The organism is Lelliottia sp. F153 (assembly GCF_002870005.1).
GTDB lineage: Bacteria > Pseudomonadota > Gammaproteobacteria > Enterobacterales > Enterobacteriaceae > Enterobacter > Enterobacter nimipressuralis.
This window is the reverse complement of the sequence record NZ_PKFT01000002.1, coordinates 45656-67861: the sequence shown is the minus strand read 5'-3', so window position 1 is coordinate 67861 and position 22206 is coordinate 45656. Positions and strand designations below refer to the sequence as shown.

The window sequence follows — 22206 nt, the reverse complement described above, 5'->3', positions numbered from 1 at the left end:
GTATCCGGCTGTACACCTTATTCTCTATCCAGGCGGCTTCATGTGGCAGGACGGCGGCACCCGTACCCATCCCGATGCACTTACGTTAGGCAGCGTTTCGGGTGAGTGGGTGCAGCCAAAACCCTGCAACGTGAAAGGCGACGGGTATAAAAGCCCTTTTACTGAGGTATTACCTTATGGCAGTGCAGGAAAAACTGATCGACGCTCTGGGCAGTTTCGCCACTAAATTCAACAGCTATCGCTATATCATGGCGATAAAATCTTCGTTCATTACCTTAATGCCGGTCATCATTGTGGGCGCCTTCTCGGTGCTGATTTCCAACATGGTGCTGGACCCTAAAAACGGCCTCGCGAGCTTCCAGTCCCTCTCGTTTCTGGCGGCGCTTAAGCCGATCACCAGCGCGATAAACTACGCCACGCTGAATTTTCTCAACATTGGCGCGGTATTTTTAATTGGTATTGAGCTTGGGCGTATCAACGGTATCAAATCACTATTTCCGGGCCTGCTGGCAGTGATCTGCTTTATCTGTGTCACGCCGACCACCGTCGAAATGCTGGTCGACGGGCAGATGCACGTGGTGAAAGACGTGCTGCTGCGCCAGTTCTCAGATACCCGCAGCCTGTTTCTCGGCATGTTTATTGCCATTCTCTCCGTCGAGGTTTACTGCTGGCTGGAAAACCGTCCAGGGCTGAAAATCAAAATGCCTGATACGGTCCCGCCAAACGTTTCAGCGTCGTTCTCGGCGCTGATCCCGGCGATTATCACCACCACCGCCATTGCGACCTTCGGTTTTATCTTCCATCAACTGACCGGCATGTACCTGTATGACGCGGTCTATCAGGTGGTGCAGCAACCGCTTGAGCGCGTGGTGCAGAGCCTGCCGGGTATTCTGTTGCTGATGTTCGTCGCGCAGCTTTTCTGGGTAATCGGCATCCACGGTAATCAGATGATCAAACCGATCCGCGAGCCGTTGCTGCTGGGGGCGATCACCGTCAACATGAGCGCCTTCGAGCAGGGCAAAGAGATCCCCAACATCATCACTATGCCGTTCTGGGATGTGTACATGAGCATCGGCGGATCGGGTTTGACCATCGGCCTGCTGATCGCGGTGATGATTGGCACGAAGCGCAAAGAGATGCGTGAGATCGCCAAGCTCTCTATCGGGCCGGGGATTTTTAACATCAACGAACCGGTGATCTTCGGTATGCCAATCATGCTCAACCCCATCCTTGCGATCCCGTTCATCATCACTCCGCTGGTGACCGGCTCGATTGGCTATTTCGCGACGGTCACCGGTTTCGCCGGAAAAGCCGTGGTGATGGTGCCGTGGACTACGCCTCCGCTGATCAACGCCTGGCTGTCGACGGCGGGATCGATGGGAGCGGTGATCACCCAGCTGATCTGTATCGTCACCGCCGTGCTGATCTATCTGCCGTTCGTGAAAATGGCCTCACGCCGCGCGGAGCAGGCGGCCCTGCAGGCGCAAAGCCAGCAAGCGACAAATAACGTATGAGGATCTCATGAGCACAAAACACATCTCGATCCCGCAGGATTTTATTCTGGGTGCCGCCGCGTCGGCCTGGCAAACGGAAGGCTGGAGCGGCAAAAAAGAGGGGCAGGATTCGTGGATCGATCTCTGGTACAAAAACGATCGTCACGTCTGGTATAACGGCTACGGCCCGGCGGTGGCGACCGATTTTATCAACCGCTTCCGCGAAGACGTGGCGCTGATGAAACAGGCCGGGCTGACGCACTATCGTACCTCTATTAACTGGTCGCGGTTTTTGACCGATTACGAAAACGTGACCGTCGATGAAGAGTACGCGGCGTATTACGATGCTCTGTTCGACGAAATGCACCTTCAGGGCATTGAGCCGATGATCTGCCTGGAGCACTACGAGCTACCGGGCGCGCTGCTGGAAACCTACGGGGGCTGGGCCTCAAAGCAGGTGGTGGAACTCTTTGTGCGTTACGCCGAAAAAGTGTTTGAACGTTATCACGGGAAAGTGACGCGCTGGTTCACCTTCAACGAGCCGATTGTGGTGCAGACGCGCGTTTATCTCGACGCGCTGCGCTGGCCCTACGAGCAGAACACAGGCACCTGGATGCAGTGGAACCATCACAAAGTGCTGGCGACGGCGAAAGTGGTGAAGCTGTTCCGTGAGAAAGGCTACCGGGGAACCGTGGGCTGTATCCTGAACCCGGAAGTGACCTATCCGCGCTCGAAAGCGCCCCATGACGTGCGCGCGGCAGAGATCTACGATCTGTTCTATAACCGCGTCTTTCTCGACCCGCTGGTACATGGGCGCTATCCACAGGCGCTGTTTACCTTACTTAAGCAGCACCATGTTCAGTGGGAGTACAGCGCGGATGAGCTGGCAATCATTGCCGAAAATACCGTCGACGAGCTGGGGATCAACCTCTATTACCCGCACCGGGTCAAAGCCCCGTCGCGGGCCTGGCATCCGGAAACGCCCTTCCATCCGGCCTACTACTACGAGCCGTTCGAGCTGCCGGGGCGCAAAATGAACGCCTCGCGCGGCTGGGAAATTTATCCACGAATCATCTACGACATGGCGATGCGTATCAAAAACGACTATCGCAACATCCCGTGGTTTGTGGCGGAAAGCGGAATGGGCGTGGAAAACGAAGGGCAGTTCCGGGGCAGCGACGGGGTTATTGCCGACGATTATCGTATCGCGTTTATCAGCGAGCACCTCTATTACACGCTGCTGGCGCGCGAAGAGGGGGCAAACTGCCACGGCTATATGCTGTGGGCGTTCACCGATAACGTCTCGCCGATGAACGCGTTCAAAAACCGCTATGGCCTGATTGAAATCGATCTGGCCGATAACCGCGCCCGCCGGGCGAAAAAGTCGGCGGCGTGGTTCCGAAAGCTGCGCGATGAACGCACGCTGACGCTGACTGTCGATGATGAATGGAAATAGGCTAATCACGACGCAGGTTCTGGTAAAATAGCCGCCAACTGGCCGGGAGGATGCCCGGCCCGAGCGTCAACTCAACTGTCAGTACAGGTGAAATCGTGGAGAAGGCCGTCGTTCCGCCAGAAAAAAAACAGTACCAGGAGATTGGCGATGATCTGCGCACGCAAATCATCGACGGTCACTATCCTGTGGGGTCCCGTCTGCCGCCTGAGCGCAATATCGCCGAGACGTACGGCGTCAGCCGCACCATCGTGCGCGAAGCCTTACTCATGCTGGAGTTGCAGGGTACCGTCGATATCCGTCAGGGTTCCGGCGTTTACGTGATGCGCATCCCCGAAGAGCACGAAAACGAGGAAGAGCGCTTTTTAAATAGCGACGTCGGCCCGTTTGAGATTTTGCAGGCGCGCCAGCTGCTTGAAAGCAATATTGCCGCCTTTGCCGCGAAAATGGCGACCCGCGCGGATATTGATAATCTGCGTCGCATCATCGAGCAGGAGCAGCGCGCGATTGCCGCCGACGATCACAGCCAGGATAACAACAAGATGTTCCACCTGGTGCTGGCGGGCGCAACGCAAAACCAGATGCTGCTGGCGACTGTCGAGAGCGTCTGGCACCACATGGACAGCAGCCCGCTGTGGCAGCAGTTCAACGTTCACATCGCCAGCCGCGCGTATCGCCTGAAGTGGCTAGGCGATCGCCAGACCATTCTCGCGGCCCTGCGTCGTCGCGACGTGATGGGGGCGTGGCAGGCCATGTTCCAGCACCTGGAAAACGTCAAAAAAAGCCTGCTGGAGCTGTCGGATGAAGACGCGCCGGATTTTGACGGCTATCTTTTTGAATCTGTCCCGCTTTTCCAGGGAAAACTGGTGTGAAGATCATTCCCCTTTATGCCGCTGCGCACCATGCCCAGCGCGTAACCGACTGGCTATGGCAGGCGTTTGGTGACGGTTTACCGCGTGAATTCTTTGCCAGCATCATCGAATACAGCCAGACGCCGGGCGCACTGCCGCTCACGTTTGTGGCGGTCGAGGGCGAAACACTGCTGGGCACCGTCGGATTATGGCGCTGTGATTTGATGACGCGCCAGGATCTCTTTCCATGGCTGGCGGCGCTGTACGTTGATGACGCCGCGCGCGGGAAAGGGCTGGCGGGGCAATTGCAGGAGCATGTGATGGGTTATGCCGCAAACGCCGGGTATTCCGAGCTGCATCTCTGGTCAGCCTGCCGGGACTTTTATGAGCGCTACGGCTGGCAGTACATCGGCGATGCATTGGAATACCCGAATAAAACCGTCCATCTCTATCGCTATTCGCTGACCGGATCTGCGGGGGCAACCACGGAGTGACGGCGAACCAGCGTCGGGCTGAACAGGTGAGTGATATCTGGCGGCGGGCGTTTTTCGGCCAGCGCCAGCGCCAGTTCAGCGGCCTGCGTTGCCATGGTGACAATCGGATAGCGCACGGTGGTTAAGCGCGGGCGCACGTAGCGCGCGACCAGCACATCATCGAAACCAATCAGCGAAATTTCTGCCGGTACGTCGATACCGTTATCGTTCAGCACACCCATCGCACCCGCGGCCATCGAGTCGTTATAGCAGGCCACGGCGGTGAAATTCCGCCCACGACCTAACAGCTCCGTCATCGCCTGCTCACCGCCGCTCTCGTCGGGTTCGCCATAGGTGACCAGACGATCGTTGCACGGCAGGCCGCTTTCGCGCAGGGCATCGTAATAGCCGCGCAGACGATCTTCGGCATCGGAAATCTGGTGGTTTGAACAGAGATAACCAATGCGCGTATGACCCTGCTGGATCAGGTGGCGTGTGGCAAGCCAGGCGCCGTAGCGATCGTCCAGCGCCACGCAGCGTTTCTCATAGCCGGGGATAATGCGGTTAATCAGAACCATGCCGGGGATCTGCTTCATCAGATGTAGCAGTTCGGCGTCGGGGAGGACTTTGGCGTGAACCACCAGGGCGGCGCAGCGATGGCGTATCAGCTGCTCAATGGCCTGGCGCTCTTTTTGTTCGTTGTGGTAGCCGTTGCCGATCAGCAGGAAATTGCCGGTCTGGTACGCCACCTGTTCAACCGCTTTGACCATCGCGCCGAAAAAGGGATCCGACACGTCGCCGACCACCAGACCCACGGTTTCCGTCGACTGCTGCGCCAGGGCGCGCGCGTTGGCGTTGGGATGATAGTTCAGGGTTTCCATGGCGCTTTGCACGGCCTGACGGGACGCATCGCTGGCTTTCGGTGAATTGTTGATGACGCGAGAGACGGTCGCCACAGAAACACCCGACAGACGAGCCACATCCTTAATTGTCGCCATTAAATACCTTCTTTAGGGGGTAAGCGTTTACACACTCAATAGTGTTGCGGAAAACCGAGGTGCATTCAAGGGCTGGCCCGCAATGCACCTCGCAAACGTGACGCAGAACATGGGAAAACAGTGTAATCGTTACACGGGGAAGCATGTCAGAATAATGTCAAAGCGAACCTTTGCTTACACTTTGCGGCAGGCTGTTGCGATTGTCTGCTGGTGGAGAATGTGAACAGATTGCTAAAGTCGAGATCCCAGAGGTATTGATAGGTGAAATCGACTCCGGTTGATTAACACGAATTACACCAACCTGCGTCCATACGCAGGTTTTTTTTGTCTGTAACTTCAACATGTAACAGCAATCGATATTTTTCACACCTGGTTGCACTTAGGCTCATTCCCTTGCGTTTTCGCGCTGGCGAAGCGCATTGCCAGCAGCCACAATCAAGATCCCAGAGGTATTGATTGGTGAGAATTCTTGGTACGGTTTCGTACTCATCTCTTGCACCAGCCTGCGCGGATGCGCAGGTTTTTTTTCGCCTGAAATACGCTACCTCTCCTCCCGCCTGCACTTCTCGTGTAATCTGCCACAATTTAGCGTAACTCTAAAATTTAACAGGCAAAGGGAGTTGAAATGCTATTTGGGTTCTTCCGTACCTTGTTTCGTATCCTCTTTCGCGTCCGCCTGACGGGGGACACTCAGTCATTGCGCGGCGAGCGCGTGCTCATCACTCCAAACCACGTCTCCTTTATCGACGGCGTTTTGCTGGCACTTTTCCTGCCTGGCCGCCCGGTCTTCGCGGTCTACAGCTCCATCAGCCAGAAGTGGTTTATGCGCTGGCTGGCGCCGCTGATTGATTTTGTTCCCCTCGATCCGACCAAACCGATGATGATTAAACATCTGGTGCGCCTGATCGAACAGGGCCGTCCGGTGGTGATTTTCCCGGAAGGGCGTCTTACCGTGACCGGCTCGCTGATGAAAATCTACGACGGCGCGGGGTTTGTCGCGGCGAAATCGAAAGCCACCGTGGTGCCGCTGCGCATCGAAGGGGCAGAGCTGACCTATTTCAGCCGGCTGAAAGGGCTGGTGAAGCAGCGCCTGTTCCCGCAAATCACCCTCCACATTTTGCCTCCGACCACGCTGCCGATGCCTGAAGCACCGCGTGCACGGGATCGCCGCAAGATCGCAGGCGAAATGCTCCATCAAATTATGATGGAAGCGCGCATGGCCGTGCGCCCGCGCGAAACCTTATATGAATCGCTTCTCTCCGCGCAGGACCGTTTTGGCGCGAAGAAAAACTGCGTTGAAGATATCAATTTCACGCCCGATACCTATCGCAAGCTGCTGACCAAGACCCTGTTTGCGGGCCGTATTCTGGAAAAATACAGCCAGCACGGGGAAAAAATTGGTCTTATGCTGCCTAACGCCGGGATCAGCGCGGCGGTGATTTTCGGTGCGGTCTCGCGCGGACGCATTCCGGCGATGATGAACTACACGGCGGGTGTGAAAGGGCTGACCAGCGCGATAACGGCTGCGGAGATCAAAACCGTTTTCACTTCGCGCCAGTTCCTCGACAAAGGCAAACTCTGGCATCTGCCGGAGCAGCTCAAGCAGGTGCGCTGGGTGTTCCTCGAAGATCTAAAAGCTGACGTTACCCTTGCCGATAAGCTGTGGATCTTTGCTCATCTGCTGGCGCCACGTCTGGCGCAGGTTAAACAGCAGCCGGAAGATGCGGCCATTATTCTTTTTACCTCCGGTTCTGAAGGCAATCCGAAGGGGGTTGTTCACTCGCATAAAAGTATTCTGGCGAACGTCGAGCAGATCAAAACCATTGCCGACTTCACCGCGAACGATCGTTTTATGTCGGCGCTGCCGCTTTTCCACTCCTTTGGCCTGACGGTCGGGCTGTTTACGCCGCTGTTCACGGGCGCCGAAGTGTTCCTTTATCCTAGCCCGCTGCATTACCGAGTTGTACCGGAACTGGTGTATGACCGTAACTGTACGGTGCTGTTTGGCACCTCAACGTTTCTTGGCAACTATGCGCGTTTCGCCAATCCGTATGATTTCTTCCGCGTGCGCTATGTGGTGGCGGGAGCAGAGAAACTGCAGGACAGCACCCGTCAAATCTGGCAGGACAAGTTTGGTCTGCGCATTCTTGAGGGTTACGGCGTGACAGAGTGTGCCCCGGTGGTGTCGATCAACGTGCCGATGGCGGCGAAGCCTGGCACGGTCGGGCGCATTCTGCCGGGCATGGACGCACGTCTGTTAGCGGTGCCGGGCATTGAAGATGGCGGTCGCCTGCAACTGAAAGGGCCAAATGTGATGAATGGCTATCTGCGCGTGGAAAACCCAGGCGTGCTTGAAGCGCCGACGGCGGAAAACGCGCAGGGCGAGGTCGAAACCGGCTGGTATGACACGGGCGATATTGTGCGCTTTGATGAGCAGGGCTTCGTGCAAATCAAAGGCCGCGCCAAACGCTTTGCCAAAATTGCCGGGGAGATGGTTTCGCTTGAGATGGTAGAACAGCTGGCGACAGCGGTTTCTGCCGACAAAATGCATGCCACGGCGATTAAGAGCGACGCGAGCAAAGGCGAAGCGCTGGTGCTCTTTACCACCGACAGCGAGCTGAAACGCGAGCAGCTTCTGCACTACGCCCGCGAGCATGGCGTGCCTGAGCTGGCCGTGCCGCGCGATATTCGTTATCTGAAACAGTTACCGGTGCTCGGCAGCGGTAAACCCGATTTTGTCGCGCTGAAAGGCATGGTTGATGAGGCGGAACAGCATAATGCGTGAGTCAGTACACACTAACACCTCCCTGTGGTCGAAGGGCATGATGGCGGTGACCAGCGCTCAGTTCCTTTCGGCCTTTGGCGACAATGCGCTGCTATTTGCAACGCTGGCGCTGCTGAAAGCCGAGTTTTATCCGGACTGGAGCCAGCCCATCCTGCAGATGGTGTTTGTGGGTGCTTACATCATTTTTGCGCCGTTTGTCGGGCAGGTGGCTGACAGTTTCCCTAAAGGGCGCGTGATGATGTTCGCCAACAGTCTCAAACTGCTGGGCGCGGCGAGTATCTGCTTCGGCTTTAATCCCTTCATCGGCTACACGCTGGTGGGGATTGGCGCGGCGGCGTATTCACCGGCGAAATACGGGATTCTGGGTGAGTTGACCACCGGCGACAAACTGGTTAAAGCCAACGGCCTGATGGAGTCCTCGACGATTGCCGCCATTCTGCTCGGCTCCGTCGCCGGTGGTGTGCTGGCGGACTGGCATGTGCTGGCCGCGCTGGGGGTGTGTGTGCTGGTGTATGCGGGCGCAGTCGTGGCGAACCTGTTTATCCCGACGCTGCCTGTGGCGCGTCCGGGGCAATCCTGGCGCTTTACGCCGATGACGGCCAGTTTTTTCAATGCCTGCCGCGTGCTGTGGCGTAACGGCGAAACGCGCTTCTCCCTGCTGGGCACCAGCATGTTCTGGGGCGCGGGCGTGACGCTGCGCTTCCTGCTGGTATTGTGGGTGCCGACGGCTCTCGGGATCACCGATAACGCCACGCCTACCTATCTCAACGCGATGGTCGCTGTGGGGATTGTGGTCGGGGCCGGGGTGGCAGCGAAGCTGGTCACCCTGGAAACCGTATCGCGCTGTATGCCTGCGGGGATTTTGATTGGTGTTGGCGTGCTGTTTTTCTCCCTGCAACATGCGCTGCTGCCGGCTTACGTGCTGCTGATCCTGATTGGGATGCTCGGTGGTTTCTTTGTAGTACCGCTGAACGCACTCCTGCAGGAGCGTGGTAAACAGACCGTCGGGGCGGGTAACGCGATTGCGGTGCAAAATCTCGGTGAAAACACCGCGATGCTGCTGATGCTGGGGCTGTATTCCCTGGCGGTTAAAGTGGGATTACCGGTCGTGGGCATCGGTGTCGGGTTCGGCGGGTTGTTTGCGCTGGCAATTGCGGGGCTGTGGCTCTGGCAGCGTCGTCGGTAACGGATTGCCGGGTGGCGACTTCGCCTTACCCGGCATACCAGATCAAAACGCGTTACGGTGCCGGATAGGTGTAAACCTGATGCACCGCCTCAATCTCCGCCAGCACCTCTTCGCTCAACTCCAGATGGAAACTGTCGATGTTCGTTTTCAACTGTTCCATTGTGGTGGCACCCAGCAGGGTGCTGGCCACGAACGGCTGACGACGCACAAAGGCTAATGCCATTTGTGCAGGGTCCAGACCGTGACGTTTCGCGATATCAACATACGCCGCAACGGCTTTCTGCGTTTGCTCACCGCTGTAGCGGGTAAAACGGCTGAACAGGGTATTACGTGCCCCGGCAGGTTTTGCGCCGTTGAGGTATTTACCGGTCAACGTCCCGAAGCCGAGGCAGGAATAAGCCAGCAGCTCAACGCCTTCATACTGCGTCACTTCCGCCAGACCCACTTCATAACTGCGGTTAACCAGGCTGTAAGGGTTCTGAATGGTCACAATGCGCGGCAAATCGTGCTTATCGGCCAGATGCAGATAGCGCATCACGCCGAACGCCGTTTCGTTCGAGACGCCAATGTAGCGGATCTTACCGGCGCGCTGACACTCGGTCAGAGCTTCCAGGGTTTCGAGCAGGGTCACCACCGGCGCGCTGTCGCTCCAGGTATAGCCCAGTTTACCGAAGCAGTTGGTCGGGCGCTGAGGCCAGTGAACCTGGTATAAATCGAGATAGTCGGTCTGCAGGCGCTTCAGGCTGGCATCCAGCGCGGCGCGGATATTTTTGCGATCCAGAATCTGATTCGGACGAATACCCGCGTCGTTATTGCGCGACGGGCCGCTGACTTTCGACGCCAGCACCAGCTTTTCGCGATTGCCGTTTTTCGCCAGCCAGTTGCCAACGTAGGTTTCGGTCAATCCCTGGGTTTCCGGGCGCGGAGGCACCGGATACATTTCGGCCACATCAATCAGGTTGATCCCCTGGCTGACGGCGTAATCGAGTTGCGCATGGGCATCGGCTTCGCTGTTTTGTTCACCGAATGTCATCGTGCCCAACCCCAGTTGGCTGATCTCCAGAGTGCTGTGGGGGATACGGTGATAATGCATAGCCGGCTTCCTATACTGTGTAAATTGACGGCGTCAGGACTCTCCCCGACGAAGGACTATAAACATGGCAGAGGGGGAGCAAAAGGGGAAGAAAAAAATCAAAAAGGCCAGTAAGCAACTGACCTTTAACTGTTTATCTTTCGATGATTTGTGAAACTTCGTCGCGATTGATCTGCATCTTATTGCCCTGCTGATCGTTGTAGCTTACAAGACCGGTATCGTCGTCGACTTCAGGTTTGCCGTCAGTCAGTATCATTCGACCGTCTTTTGTCGCCATAACGTAATCACTACTACAACCTGAAACCGCAAACGCTAAACCCACCGCTGAGATTATCACTGCCCATTTTTTCATCGTTATCATCCTCACCTGGCTCGTATCACATCATAGTGTAGTAATAACCTGAGAAAGCGTCAGGAGGAAGCAGTAAAATCTTAAACATCAGGTGAATGTGTTTGATTCAGTTCAAACTTCGGCTAAAAACCGCGTTTAAGCGAAAAAGTGACGAGCCAGCAGAGCACCGGTGAAGTTCTTCTTTAAATAGAAGCCGCGCGGCAGCGTCAGGATCGGTTCTCCCTGAGCGCCAATCGCTTCGGTCAGCGCCTTGCTGTTAGCGGCTTTCGGGCGTAACTGCATCACCTCGCCATGACGCGCGGTAATCCGCTCGACCTGACCCAGCACGATCATATCCATTAGCTCCTCCCAGTCCTGCGAAAGCTGCCGCTCTTCCTCTTCGTTTGGGCTCCAAAGCAGTGGCGCACCCACGCGGCGATCTGCAAGGGGAATTGCCCTGTCACCTTCGATGGGCACCCACAGCACGCGCTTGAGCTTATGGCGTACGTGGCTCATTTCCCAGGTCACACCCGTATTTCCGGTGAGCGGTGCAACGCAGACAAAGGTGGTTTCCAGTGGTTTTCCCTGGCGATCAATGGGGATGGTTTTAAGCTCCACCCCGAGAGCGGCAAAATCCTGCTCGGGTTTACTGCCCGCGCTTGCGCCAAGCCAGCGCTCCAGCAACACACCGATCCAGCCTTTATCCCGTTTCAGATCCGCAGGAATCGGCAAGCCCGCCATGGCCGCCAGTTCGCCGAGCGAGTAGCCCGCGACGCGCTGCGCCTGCTGCAATAACTGCGCTTCAGTGGCCGGAGGGGAGGTGAGTGGAAGGAGCGGAAGCATAACGTTAAACCTTTGATTAAAAAATGAACCGTAAAAGCAGACCTTGTGGATAGAGTTTAACTATTTCTTTGGCGATATGGCAGGCTTATGATTTATCAGCATTTTTAAGACAAATCCACTGCCGGATAAAAAGGGTAAAATCGGGTTGTTCAAAACTGGTCACTGACAATGAACAGGATCTTACACCATGTTATCCACAGAAAAGTGGGATAAGTGGGAATAACCCTCACTACTGTTTCAATTTACAGCCTTGACGTGCGACGAAAATCGAATTTTCACACAAATAGTGTCTAAGTTATTGGCACAATCTGTGGATAAAACCGACGCTGTTCGATCTTTCATCAGCACGCGGATCTCTCATGTGATGATCGTCACGTTATGGCGTATTATTCACAGGCATTACCCGTTAACTTTATGAAATATAGTGATTTATTCAGCAGTGAGATTGCGAGGTGATTTCCTTCCCGCAATGTTGTCCAGCGGTAATTCCATACTTCTTCACAACTATATCCACAGAAAAAGTGAATAAAATGGCCCTTTGCGTCCGTCATCTGTTTATAACTTGAGTGAAAATTGTGAGTTATTCAAATGTTATTCGTTCGCAGCCCTGCAAGAGAGTGGTTTACCGCCTCACAGGAGTATGAAACAATCGATCATATATAAGGTTTAGTTTGAGGTAGTCCGGTGATTGATGACGATGGCTACCGCCCGAATGTAGGTATCGTAATTTGTAATCGTCAGGGCCAGGTTATGTGGGCAAGACGGTATGGTCAGCACTCCTGGCAATTCCCGCAAGGCGGGATCAATCCAGGAGAGTCCCCAGAACAAGCGATGTATCGGGAGCTGTTCGAAGAAGTCGGCTTAAGCCGAAAAGATGTTCGCATCCTGGCTTCGACCCGCAACTGGTTGCGTTACAAGTTACCGAAACGTTTGGTGCGTTGGGACACAAAGCCGGTTTGTATCGGCCAGAAACAAAAGTGGTTTCTTCTGCAATTGGTGAGCAACGACTCGGAAATCAATATGCAAACCAGCAGTACGCCAGAGTTCGATGGCTGGCGTTGGGTGAGCTACTGGTATCCCGTTCGTCAGGTCGTGTCCTTTAAGCGCGACGTTTACCGCAGGGTGATGAAAGAGTTTGCAAGTGTGGTGATTGCGTTTCAGGAGGCCCCTCCTAAACCGCAAAGCCCACCTGCCTGGCGACGTAAAAGAGGTTAAGCAACGCACATCATGCTCACCCGCTTGCGAGAAATAGTCGAAAAGGTTGCCAGTGCTCCGCGCCTCAATGAGGCGCTGGACATTCTGGTGACCGACATCTGTCTTGCGATGGAAACCGAAGTCTGTTCGGTGTATCTGGCCGACCACGATCGACGCTGTTATTACCTGATGGCGACACGTGGGTTGAAAAAACCGCGTGGTCGCACCGTTGCGCTCGCCTTTGATGAAGGGATCGTTGGCCTTGTTGGACGGCTGGCGGAACCCATCAACCTCGCCGATGCGCAAAAACACCCCAGCTTTAAATACATCCCTTCCGTCAAGGAAGAGCGTTTTCGCGCGTTTTTAGGTGTCCCTATCATTCAGCGCCGCCAGCTTCTTGGGATACTGGTGGTGCAGCAGCGTGAGCTTCGCCAGTTTGACGAAAGCGAGGAGTCATTCCTCGTGACGCTGGCCACGCAAATGGCCGCAATCCTCTCCCAGTCTCAGTTAGCCGCACTGTTTGGCCAGTATCGCCAGACGCGTATCCGTGCACTGCCCGCATCGCCGGGCGTGGCCATCGCCGAAGGGTGGATGGACGCCACGCTGCCGCTCATGGAGCAGGTGTACGAAGCCTCAACGCTGGACGCTGCCCTTGAACGCGAACGTCTGACCGGTGCGCTGGAAGAGGCCTCCAACGAATTCCGTCGCTACAGTAAGCGTTTTGCCGCAGGGGCGCAGAAAGAGACGGCAGCGATTTTTGATCTTTATTCCCACCTGCTTTCCGATGCGCGCTTGCGCCGCGAACTCTTCGCCGAAGTAGACAAAGGATCGGTGGCGGAATGGGCGGTGAAAAAGGTCATCGAACGGTTCGCCGAGCAGTTTGCCTCCCTGACAGACGGTTATCTGAAAGAGCGTGCGGGCGATCTACGAAGTCTGGGCCAGCGTCTGCTGTTCCATCTCGACGACACTATTCAGGGCGAAAATGCCTGGCCGAAACGCTTTGTGCTGGTCGCCGATGAACTATCGGCTACCACTCTCGCCGAACTGCCGCATGACCGACTGGCAGGCGTCGTGGTGCGCGATGGCGCAGCCAACTCCCACGCGGCCATTATGGTGCGCGCGCTGGGTATTCCCACCGTCATGGGCGCGGATATTCAGCCTTCGGTGCTGCAACGCCGCACCCTGGTGGTCGACGGTTATCGCGGTGAGCTGCTGGTCGATCCTGAGCCGGTTCTGCTGCAGGAATATCAGCGATTAATCAGTGAAGAAAATGAATTAAGCCGCCTGGCGGAAGATGACGTCGATCTGCCCGCGCAGTTGAAAAGCGGCGAGCGGGTTAAGGTGATGCTCAACGCGGGCCTTAGCCCGGCGCACGAAGAGAAGCTCGGCAGCCGCATCGACGGCATTGGCCTGTACCGCACTGAAATTCCGTTCATGTTGCAAAGCGGCTTCCCTTCCGAAGAGGAGCAGGTGGCGCAGTATCAGGGAATGTTGCAGATGTTTAACGACAAGCCCGTCACCCTGCGAACGCTGGATGTTGGCGCGGATAAACAGCTGCCGTACATGCCCATCAGTGAAGAAAACCCGTGCCTTGGCTGGCGTGGGATCCGCATTACGCTCGATCAGCCGGAGATTTTCCTGGTGCAGGTACGCGCCATGCTGCGTGCTAACGCGGCCACGGGAAATCTCAGCATTCTTCTGCCGATGGTGACCAGTCTGGACGAAGTCGACGAAGCGCGTCGCTTGATCGAACGTGCTGGCCGCGAAGTGGAAGAGATGATCGGTTATGCGATTCCCAAACCGCGCCTCGGCGTGATGCTTGAAGTCCCATCGATGGTCTTTATGCTGCCACAGCTGGCCAACCGTGTGGATTTCATCTCGGTCGGTACGAACGATCTGACTCAGTACATTTTGGCGGTGGATCGTAACAATACGCGCGTCGCGAGCATTTACGACAGCCTGCACCCGGCGATGCTGCGTGCGCTGGCGATGATTGCGCGTGACGCCGAATTGTACGGAATCGACCTGCGCCTGTGCGGTGAAATGGCAGGGGATTCCATGTGTGTGGCGATCCTGATCGGTCTTGGCTTCCGTCATCTGTCGATGAACGGTCGCTCGGTGGCGCGTGTGAAATATCTGCTGCGCCACATCGAAATCGAAGATGCTCAGGAACTGGCAAAACGCAGCCTTGAGGCACAGCTGGCGACGGAAGTCCGTCACCAGGTCGCGGCCTTTATGGAGCGTCGCGGCATGGGCGGTTTGATCCGCGGTGGTCGCTAAACTTTCCCATTCCCTACACGAATGGAGCGACACTCTGCTCCATTCTCTATACACATCTTTTACATCTCAGGCGCATCCTCCGCGCCTGCCTTGTGCTATGATTCGCAACTTTGGAGCGTGGGTTAACCCTGCGCGCGCTTATTTTTCGCTGTCCACTTTCAGCGGAATAACAACATCTTGTGGTGACAGATGAACAGTGGTTATCTGCATTTTCCGGAATTTGATCCGGTCATTTTCTCAATCGGTCCCGTTGCGCTTCACTGGTACGGTCTTATGTACCTGGTCGGCTTCATCTTTGCCATGTGGCTTGCGGGTCGTCGCGCCAGTCGTCCGGGCAGCGGATGGACGAAAAACGAAGTTGAAAACCTGCTCTATGCCGGGTTCCTCGGGGTATTCCTCGGTGGGCGTATCGGCTATGTGCTGTTCTACAACTTCCCGATTTTCCTGAACGATCCGCTTTACCTGTTCCGCGTCTGGGACGGAGGCATGTCCTTCCACGGCGGTCTGATAGGTGTGATTCTGGTGATGGTCATCTTCGCCAAACGCACCAAACGCAACTTCTTCCAGGTGGCTGATTTTATTGCCCCACTGATCCCGTTTGGCCTCGGCGCGGGTCGTCTCGGCAACTTCATTAACGGAGAACTGTGGGGTCGTGTCGATCCGAGTGTCTCCTTTACGATGCTGTTCCCGAACTCACGTGCGGAAGACCTTGCGCTGCTGCCTTCCCACCCAGAGTGGCAGTCTATCTTCGACACCTACGGCTCACTGCCGCGCCACATGTCTCAGCTGTATGAGCTGGCGCTTGAGGGTGTGGTGCTGTTTATCATTCTGAATCTCTTTATCCGCAAGCCGCGTCCAATGGGTTCCGTCTCCGGGCTGTTCCTGATTGGTTATGGTGCGTTCCGAATCATCGTTGAATTCTTCCGCCAGCCGGATCAGCAATTCACCGGTGAATGGGTACAGTACATCAGCATGGGGCAGATTCTCTCCATCCCGATGATTGTCGCGGGTATCATAATGATGATTTGGGCGTATCGTCGTCGTCCACAGCAACAGCTTTCCTGAGGAACCATGAAACAGTATCTTGAATTGATGAAAAAAGTGCTCGACGAGGGCACGCCAAAAAACGATCGCACCGGCACCGGAACGCTCTCTATTTTTGGCCACCAGATGCGCTTTAACCTGCAGGAAGGTTTTCCGCTGGTGACGACCAAGCGCTGCCATTTGCGCTCGATCATTCATGAACTGCTTTGGTTCCTGCAAGGCGATACCAACGTGGCCTATCTGCACGAAAACAACGTCTCGATTTGGGATGAATGGGCAGATGAGAACGGCGACCTCGGCCCGGTCTACGGCAAACAGTGGCGCGCGTGGCCAACGCCAGATGGCCGCCACATTGACCAGATTGCGACCGTGCTAAACCAGCTGAAAAACGATCCCGATTCACGTCGCATTATCGTCTCAGCCTGGAACGTCGGAGAACTGGACAAAATGGCGCTGGCGCCTTGCCACGCCTTCTTCCAGTTCTATGTCGCTGACGGCAAACTGTCCTGCCAGCTCTATCAGCGCTCTTGCGACGTGTTCCTCGGTCTGCCGTTCAACATCGCCAGCTATGCATTACTGGTTCATATGATGGCGCAGCAGTGCGACCTTGAAGTCGGTGATTTTGTCTGGACCGGTGGCGATACGCACCTGTACAGCAATCACATGGAACAAACGCACCTGCAGCTGACTCGCGAACCGCGCGCACTGCCGAAGCTGGTTATCAAGCGTAAGCCGGAATCCATCTTTGACTATCGCTTCGACGATTTCGAGATTGAAGGCTACGATCCCCACCCTGGTATCAAAGCCCCTGTCGCTATCTGATAGATCAAATCCTGACACAACCGGTGCTCTTTAGCGCCGGTTTTTTTTGCCCAGATTTCACCTTTACGAGCGGCTTTCCAGCGTTTTTGCAACGCAATGCAACGGATGATTTTCACAGGAAAGCGCCTCGTAATCTTCACTTTCTGCTGTCGTTTTTCTGTGCGCTTCCCTCCACACTCCGGGCATGAAAAAACAACGCGGCTTTACGCTTATCGAAACCATGGTGGCAATTTCCCTTGTTGTCATTCTCAGCGCCACAGGGCTGTCGGGCTGGCAGAGTTGGCAGCAACAGCAACGCCTGTGGCAAACCGCCCATCAGGTACGTGACTACCTGGTACAGCTTCGCAACGATGCGAACGGTTATAACCGGGATCATCTCATCGTGGTGAATAAGGACGGCGAAAAGGCATGTCTTGCGACGACGAAAAGTGCGGACTGCCAGACTCAGAGCGGGCTGGTCCTCAATTTGCCATGGCCGGAAGTCACGATTGCAGAACTGACGAAATCCCTGGCGTTTTATGGATTACGCGATACCGCCTGGCCCGGGAGGATACGCATCAAAAGCCCAGCGGGAGAATGGCTGGTTATCGTGTCGAACACCGGGCGTATCAGGATGTGCAACAGCACAGGGAAGGGAACATGTTGAAAAACCAGCGCGGCTTCTCGCTGACCGAGGTACTCATCGCAATGGCAATTAGCAGTATTTTGCTGCTGAGTACCGCGCGTTTTATGCCGGCGTTACAGCGAGCCATTCTCAAGCAAGAGCAACAGCAGGAGCTAGAAGAAGAGGTCTGGCTCAGAGCCACGGCTATCGGCAAGCAGCTGCAAAGGGCCGGATACTGCAACGGCTCTTGTCAGGGGCCCGCGTTGACAATGGGTAGGGCAGGGCGCTGTGTCATTGTGCAATGGGATGCCAACAGCAATGGGGGCTGGGAGAATGCCCCCTCGACAGAGGCGGAGCAAACAGGGTTTCGCCTGGAAGCTGGCGCACTTGAAACCCAGCGGGGAGCCACAAGCTGCGAAGGAAAAGGCTGGGAGAAGTTGACCGAACCTGAACGTGTGTTGGTGACTCACTTCCTGGTGAGCAAAATTGAACACACTGGCTTTGCGCCTGAGCTAAGTATCGAGCTGGCTGTTTCCACAACACATCCACACGCCGAGCCAATACAGGTCACACATCGTGTCACAGGATTTAATCTGTGAAACGTCAGCGGGGGATGTCATCGCTTGCGCTGGTCCTGTTGCTCCTTGTGATCGGCAGCCTGACCCTGACCGGCCTTAATCTGCAGCTCGATGCTTTTACGCGGATGGTGAGCCGTGAGCGGCAGCTGATTTTACAGCAGGCCAACGTCCAGTCGGCGCTGGAGTGGGGCAAAAGCCAGCTCTGGCCGGTGGGGCCAGGTATTCAGTGCAAAAAAGGGCTACAAGGGCGAGTCTGTCTGCGCGTCACTGAAGACAATCGCGTCCTGCTTATTGCGGGGAGTGGTGAGCTGCTGCTGTGGCGCGGCGGGATAATCCAGGACGGGCGAGTGGTGTTCTCCCGCCATGGCTGGAGCGATTTTTGTCCATTGAAGGAGAGCGCACTGTGTCAGCTACCTTAGCCCGGCAAAAGGGATTTAGTATGGTGGAAGTGCTGTTAGCGATGATGCTGCTGGTTATCGTCATTACTGCGCTGTCTGGCTATCATCGGGCGCTGGCAGCGCGATTTACAGCTTTCAATCAGTATCGCCAGCTCTGGCACTCTGCCTGGAGCCAGACCCAGCTGTCACAGGGGACATTACCGGATGGCTGGCGGATAAACAGGGGGCAGACAATGCAGGCTGGATGTGTCAGCATCTCGGTCACTATAATTTCGCCTTTGGGGCGGCAGGGTCAGATGACACGCCTGCATTGCCCGCTTAGTCAGTAGTCGGGAGCGTCTATGTTACGGGTCTACCACTCAAATCGTCTGGATGTGCTGGAAGCATTGATGGAGTTTATCGTCGAGCGCGAGCATCCTGCCGATCCCTTTGAGCCAGAAATGGTGCTGGTGCAAAGCACCGGTATGGCTCAGTGGTTGCAAATGTCCCTGGCGCAAAAATTCGGTATTGCGGCAAATATCGAGTTCCCGCTTCCGGCGAGTTTTATCTGGGAGATGTTTGTTCGCGTCCTGCCGGACATCCCCAAAAAAAGCGAATTCAATAAGCAAAGCATGAGCTGGAAGCTAATGTCGCTGCTGCCGGATATGCTGGCGAGCGATGCGTTCGCCATGCTGCGCCACTACCTGAGCGATGATACCGACAAACGTAAACTGTTCCAGCTGGCCTCGCGGACGGCGGATCTGTATGACCAGTATCTGGTCTATCGCCCGGAATGGCTGACGTCCTGGGAAAAAGGTGCGCTGATTGACGGCCTGCCTGAGGCGCAAATCTGGCAGGCCCCGCTGTGGAAAGCGCTGGTGGAACACACCGAAAAACTGGGTCAGCCGCAGTGGCACCGTGCCAACCTTTACGAGCGGTTTATCTCAACCCTCGAAAAGGCCTCTGAACCGCCTGCCGGGTTGCCGTCGCGCGTCTTTATATGCGGGATTTCCGCTCTGCCACCTGTTTACCTGAGCGCGCTAAAAGCCCTGGGCAAGCATGTCGATATCCACATTCTGTTCACCAACCCGTGTCGCCATTACTGGGGGGATATTCAGGACCCTAAATGGCTCGCCCGTCTCGTTGCTCGCCAACGGCGGCGGATCTTTGAAGAGCGTGCGATCCCGCTCTTCAAAGACAGCGACAATGCCGCGCAGCTCTTTGATGAAGAAGGCATTCAAAACTTACCGAATCCGCTGCTGGCCTCCTGGGGAAAATTGGGGCGTGACTACATTCACATGCTGTCCGATATCACCTCGTCCGGCGAAGGCGATGTGGATGCCTTTGCGGAGATCACTCCTGACAGCCTGCTGCATAACGTGCAACTGGATATTCTCGAGCTGGAGAACCGCGCCATCGCGGGGATCACAGCCGAAGAGTTTGCCCGCAGCGATAAGAAGCGAAAACTGGATCCAGAGGATCGCAGCGTTACCGTACATGTGTGTCATAGCCCGCAGCGCGAAGTTGAAGTGCTTCATGACAAGCTGCTGGCGATGTTGCAGGACGATCCTGAACTGACGCCGCGCGATATTGTGGTCATGGTGGCGGATATCGACAGCTATAGCCCGTTTATTCAGGCGGTATTCGGTAGCGCCACCGGCGAGCGATATCTGCCTTATGCCGTTTCCGACCGCCGGGCGCGCCAGTCGCATCCCGCTTTGCAGGCGTTTATCAGTCTGCTTGCTCTGCCCGATAGCCGCTTTATTTCGGAAGATGTGCTGGCGCTGCTGGATGTTCCGGTGCTGGCTGCTCGCTTCGACATCGACGAAGAGGGGCTGCGCTATCTGCGCCAGTGGGTCAATGAATCGGGTGTTCGCTGGGGGATCGACGATGATAACGTCCAGGAGTTCGAACTCCCGCCGACGGGGCAGCACACCTGGCAGTTCGGCCTGACGCGTATGCTACTGGGCTATGCAATGGAGAGCCATCAGGGGGAGTGGAATGAGGTTCTGCCTTACGATGAATCCTCAGGGCTGATTGCCGAACTGGTCGGCCATCTGGCTTCACTGTTAATGCAGCTAAATCGCTGGCGGCGCGAGCTGATGCAGTCTCGCACACTGGAGGAATGGCAGCCACTGTGCCGGGAAATGTTGAATGATTTCTTCCTGCCCGACACGGACACCGAAGCGGCGATGGCGCTTATCGAACAGCAGTGGCAGGCCATTATCGACGAAGGTATTTCATCTCATTATGGCGAGGCTATTCCGCTCTCCTTGCTACGCGATGAACTGACGCAGCGCCTGGATCAGGAACGTATTAGCCAGCGCTTCCTTGCTGGTCCCGTCAATATTTGTACGCTGATGCCAATGCGTTCGATTCCGTTTAAGGTGGTTTGCCTGCTCGGAATGAACGATGGTATCTATCCGCGTGCTTTGGCGCCGCTGGGCTTTGATCTGATGAGCCAGCAGCCGAAGCGTGGTGACCGTAGCCGACGTGACGATGACCGTTACCTCTTCCTCGAGGCGTTGATTTCGGCCCAACAAAAGCTCTATATCAGCTATATCGGGCATTCCATTCAGGATAACAGCGAGCGCTTCCCGTCAGTACTGGTGCAGGAACTGGTCGATTACATTGGGCAAAGCCACTATCTACCGGGTGATGAGGCGCGTAATTGCGACGAAAGCGAACAGCGGGTAAAAGCTCACATCACCTGTCTCCACACCCGCATGCCGTTCGATCCGGCTAACTACGTCGATAACGAACAGCAAAGCTATGCCCGCGAATGGCTGCCCGCTGCGAGGAAAGAGGGGCAAGCCCATACGGATTTCATTAAGGAGCTTGAGCCTCGTTTGCTTGAGACGCTCACTTTTGAGCAGTTGCAACGGTTTTGGGCGCACCCGGTACGCGCGTTTTTCCAGCAGCGGTTGCAGGTGAATTTCCGCTCCGAAGAGAGCGAGATCCCTGATGCAGAACCTTTCACCCTCAATGGATTAAGCCGCTATCAGCTGAATCAACAGCTGCTTAATGCGCTGGTTGAAGAGGAAAATGCACAAACGCTGTTTCGTCGCTATCGGGCCGCAGGCCAGCTCCCGTATGGCGCCTTCGGGGAGATCGCCTGGGATATGCAGCGTCAGGAGATGCAGGCTCTGGCCGACCGCGTTATTGAATTCCGTCAGCCGGGAAAAAGCCTTGAAATCGATCTGACCTGCAACGGTATTCAGCTCACGGGCTGGCTACAGCAGGTGCAGCCGGACGGGCTACTGCGCTGGCGTCCTGCCATGCTCAGTGTGTCACAAGGTTTGCAACTCTGGCTCGAACATCTTGTCTACTGTGCGGGCGGTAACGAAGGTGAAAGCCGTTTATTCGTCCGTAAGGACGGCGAATGGCGCTTCCCACCAATGGCGTCCGATCAGGCTCTGGCCTGTCTCGAACCCTATATCGAGGGCTATCGCCAGGGAATGAACAAGCCGCTGCTGTTGCTGCCAGAAAGTGGGGGGGCGTGGATAAAAGCCTGTTACGACGCGCAGAATGATGCCATGTTAACGGATGACGCCTCGCTGCAAAAAGCGCGCAGCAAGTTTTTACAGGCGTATGAAGGAAATATGATGGTGCGCGGAGAGGGTGATGATGTCTGGTATCAGCGGTTATGGAGAACCCTTGAGCCGGAGTACTTCGACGCCATTACGCAAGAGGCTCAACGCTATCTGTTACCTTTGTTTAAATATAATCAGTCCTGATGATTGTATAAAAATTGCGCAGAGGAAAGCGTTCATTTATTATGCCCATCTTGTCACGGACTGA

General features: G+C 55.7%; 19 protein-coding genes and 1 pseudogene. 15 read left to right on the top strand and 5 right to left on the bottom strand.

What is annotated here, in order from left to right; all coding sequences use genetic code 11:
• Positions 1-176: 176 nt before the first annotated feature.
• From F153LOC_RS07435 to F153LOC_RS07420, 4 genes are all read left to right on the top strand, one after another.
• Positions 177-1514 (top strand): PTS sugar transporter subunit IIC, encoded by a 1338-nt coding sequence (locus F153LOC_RS07435; protein WP_100779073.1) that lies wholly within the window; start codon positions 177-179, stop codon positions 1512-1514.
• 7 nt (positions 1515-1521) lie between these two features.
• On the top strand, positions 1522-2949 hold the full coding sequence (locus F153LOC_RS07430; protein ID WP_102104678.1) for a glycoside hydrolase family 1 protein: 1428 nt from the start codon (positions 1522-1524) through the stop codon (positions 2947-2949).
• A gap of 95 nt (positions 2950-3044) precedes the next feature.
• Complete coding sequence (locus F153LOC_RS07425) at positions 3045-3818, top strand: GntR family transcriptional regulator (RefSeq protein WP_100779075.1); 774 nt, start codon at positions 3045-3047, stop codon at positions 3816-3818.
• Positions 3815-4291 carry a GNAT family N-acetyltransferase gene (locus tag F153LOC_RS07420; RefSeq protein WP_102104677.1) on the top strand — a complete coding sequence of 159 codons (477 nt, stop codon included), beginning with the start codon at positions 3815-3817 and terminating at the stop codon, positions 4289-4291. The genes F153LOC_RS07425 and F153LOC_RS07420 overlap by 4 nt, the downstream gene beginning before the upstream one ends.
• Here the strand turns inward: F153LOC_RS07420 and galR are convergent.
• Positions 4252-5268 (bottom strand): HTH-type transcriptional regulator GalR, encoded by a 1017-nt coding sequence (gene galR, locus F153LOC_RS07415; protein ID WP_100779077.1) that lies wholly within the window; start codon positions 5266-5268, stop codon positions 4252-4254. The genes F153LOC_RS07420 and galR overlap by 40 nt on opposite strands.
• Before the next feature lie 625 nt (positions 5269-5893).
• Here galR and aas point away from each other — a divergent pair.
• Entirely contained in the window at positions 5894-8053 is a 2160-nt protein-coding gene (gene aas / locus F153LOC_RS07410; protein ID WP_102104676.1) for a bifunctional acyl-ACP--phospholipid O-acyltransferase/long-chain-fatty-acid--ACP ligase, read from the top strand.
• Entirely contained in the window at positions 8046-9239 is a 1194-nt protein-coding gene (lplT, locus tag F153LOC_RS07405; protein ID WP_102104675.1) for a lysophospholipid transporter LplT, read from the top strand. The genes aas and lplT overlap by 8 nt, the downstream gene beginning before the upstream one ends.
• A gap of 52 nt (positions 9240-9291) precedes the next feature.
• Here the strand turns inward: lplT and F153LOC_RS07400 are convergent, their stop codons facing one another.
• From F153LOC_RS07400 to F153LOC_RS21755, 4 genes and pseudogenes are all read right to left on the bottom strand, one after another.
• A complete protein-coding gene (locus tag F153LOC_RS07400) occupies positions 9292-10332 on the bottom strand; it encodes an NADP(H)-dependent aldo-keto reductase (RefSeq protein ID WP_102104674.1) in 1041 nt (346 codons plus the stop codon).
• Between the two features lie 133 nt (positions 10333-10465).
• Complete coding sequence (locus F153LOC_RS07395) at positions 10466-10684, bottom strand: YgdI/YgdR family lipoprotein (protein WP_100779081.1); 219 nt, start codon at positions 10682-10684, stop codon at positions 10466-10468.
• 135 nt (positions 10685-10819) lie between these two features.
• Positions 10820-11506 carry a DNA mismatch repair endonuclease MutH gene (mutH, locus tag F153LOC_RS07390; RefSeq protein WP_100779082.1) on the bottom strand — a complete coding sequence of 229 codons (687 nt, stop codon included), beginning with the start codon at positions 11504-11506 and terminating at the stop codon, positions 10820-10822.
• A gap of 152 nt (positions 11507-11658) precedes the next feature.
• Positions 11659-11736, bottom strand: a pseudogene (locus F153LOC_RS21755) (hypothetical protein); the annotation flags it as partial.
• A 454-nt stretch (positions 11737-12190) separates the two neighbouring features.
• On the opposite strand from F153LOC_RS21755, the gene rppH reads away from it, so the two are divergent.
• The 9 genes from rppH (at position 12191) to recC (ending at position 22142) form a co-directional block, all read left to right on the top strand.
• Positions 12191-12721, top strand: coding sequence for an RNA pyrophosphohydrolase (gene rppH / locus F153LOC_RS07385; RefSeq protein ID WP_100779083.1), 531 nt, complete (start codon positions 12191-12193; stop codon positions 12719-12721).
• A gap of 12 nt (positions 12722-12733) precedes the next feature.
• Entirely contained in the window at positions 12734-14980 is a 2247-nt protein-coding gene (gene ptsP / locus F153LOC_RS07380; protein ID WP_100779084.1) for a phosphoenolpyruvate--protein phosphotransferase, read from the top strand.
• A 189-nt stretch (positions 14981-15169) separates the two neighbouring features.
• Positions 15170-16045 carry a prolipoprotein diacylglyceryl transferase gene (gene lgt / locus F153LOC_RS07375; protein ID WP_100779085.1) on the top strand — a complete coding sequence of 292 codons (876 nt, stop codon included), beginning with the start codon at positions 15170-15172 and terminating at the stop codon, positions 16043-16045.
• Positions 16046-16051: 6 nt separating this feature from the next.
• Complete coding sequence (gene thyA, locus F153LOC_RS07370; protein WP_102104673.1) at positions 16052-16846, top strand: thymidylate synthase; 795 nt, start codon at positions 16052-16054, stop codon at positions 16844-16846.
• 184 nt (positions 16847-17030) lie between these two features.
• Positions 17031-17492 carry a prepilin peptidase-dependent protein gene (locus tag F153LOC_RS07365; RefSeq protein WP_102104672.1) on the top strand — a complete coding sequence of 154 codons (462 nt, stop codon included), beginning with the start codon at positions 17031-17033 and terminating at the stop codon, positions 17490-17492.
• Positions 17486-18049, top strand: coding sequence for a prepilin peptidase-dependent protein (locus tag F153LOC_RS07360; RefSeq protein ID WP_102104671.1), 564 nt, complete (start codon positions 17486-17488; stop codon positions 18047-18049). Before F153LOC_RS07365 ends, F153LOC_RS07360 begins: the two co-directional genes overlap by 7 nt.
• Complete coding sequence (locus F153LOC_RS07355) at positions 18046-18447, top strand: DUF2509 family protein (RefSeq protein ID WP_102104670.1); 402 nt, start codon at positions 18046-18048, stop codon at positions 18445-18447. Before F153LOC_RS07360 ends, F153LOC_RS07355 begins: the two co-directional genes overlap by 4 nt.
• On the top strand, positions 18432-18755 hold the full coding sequence (locus F153LOC_RS07350) for a prepilin-type N-terminal cleavage/methylation domain-containing protein (protein ID WP_102104669.1): 324 nt from the start codon (positions 18432-18434) through the stop codon (positions 18753-18755). The genes F153LOC_RS07355 and F153LOC_RS07350 overlap by 16 nt, the downstream gene beginning before the upstream one ends.
• Positions 18756-18767: 12 nt before the next feature.
• A complete protein-coding gene (recC, locus tag F153LOC_RS07345) occupies positions 18768-22142 on the top strand; it encodes an exodeoxyribonuclease V subunit gamma (RefSeq protein WP_102104668.1) in 3375 nt (1124 codons plus the stop codon).
• Positions 22143-22206: the final 64 nt, after the last annotated feature.

Coding starts and splice junctions, on each gene's coding strand:
- F153LOC_RS07435 (WP_100779073.1), top strand. CDS start 177: ATGGCAGTGCAGGAAAAACTGATCGACGCTCTGGGCAGTTTCGCCACT.
- F153LOC_RS07430 (WP_102104678.1), top strand. CDS start 1,522: ATGAGCACAAAACACATCTCGATCCCGCAGGATTTTATTCTGGGTGCC.
- galR (WP_100779077.1), bottom strand. CDS start 5,268: ATGGCGACAATTAAGGATGTGGCTCGTCTGTCGGGTGTTTCTGTGGCG.
- aas (WP_102104676.1), top strand. CDS start 5,894: ATGCTATTTGGGTTCTTCCGTACCTTGTTTCGTATCCTCTTTCGCGTC.
- lplT (WP_102104675.1), top strand. CDS start 8,046: ATGCGTGAGTCAGTACACACTAACACCTCCCTGTGGTCGAAGGGCATG.
- F153LOC_RS07400 (WP_102104674.1), bottom strand. CDS start 10,332: ATGCATTATCACCGTATCCCCCACAGCACTCTGGAGATCAGCCAACTG.
- F153LOC_RS07395 (WP_100779081.1), bottom strand. CDS start 10,684: ATGAAAAAATGGGCAGTGATAATCTCAGCGGTGGGTTTAGCGTTTGCG.
- mutH (WP_100779082.1), bottom strand. CDS start 11,506: ATGCTTCCGCTCCTTCCACTCACCTCCCCTCCGGCCACTGAAGCGCAG.
- ptsP (WP_100779084.1), top strand. CDS start 12,734: ATGCTCACCCGCTTGCGAGAAATAGTCGAAAAGGTTGCCAGTGCTCCG.
- lgt (WP_100779085.1), top strand. CDS start 15,170: ATGAACAGTGGTTATCTGCATTTTCCGGAATTTGATCCGGTCATTTTC.
- thyA (WP_102104673.1), top strand. CDS start 16,052: ATGAAACAGTATCTTGAATTGATGAAAAAAGTGCTCGACGAGGGCACG.
- F153LOC_RS07365 (WP_102104672.1), top strand. CDS start 17,031: ATGAAAAAACAACGCGGCTTTACGCTTATCGAAACCATGGTGGCAATT.
- F153LOC_RS07360 (WP_102104671.1), top strand. CDS start 17,486: ATGTTGAAAAACCAGCGCGGCTTCTCGCTGACCGAGGTACTCATCGCA.
- recC (WP_102104668.1), top strand. CDS start 18,768: ATGTTACGGGTCTACCACTCAAATCGTCTGGATGTGCTGGAAGCATTG.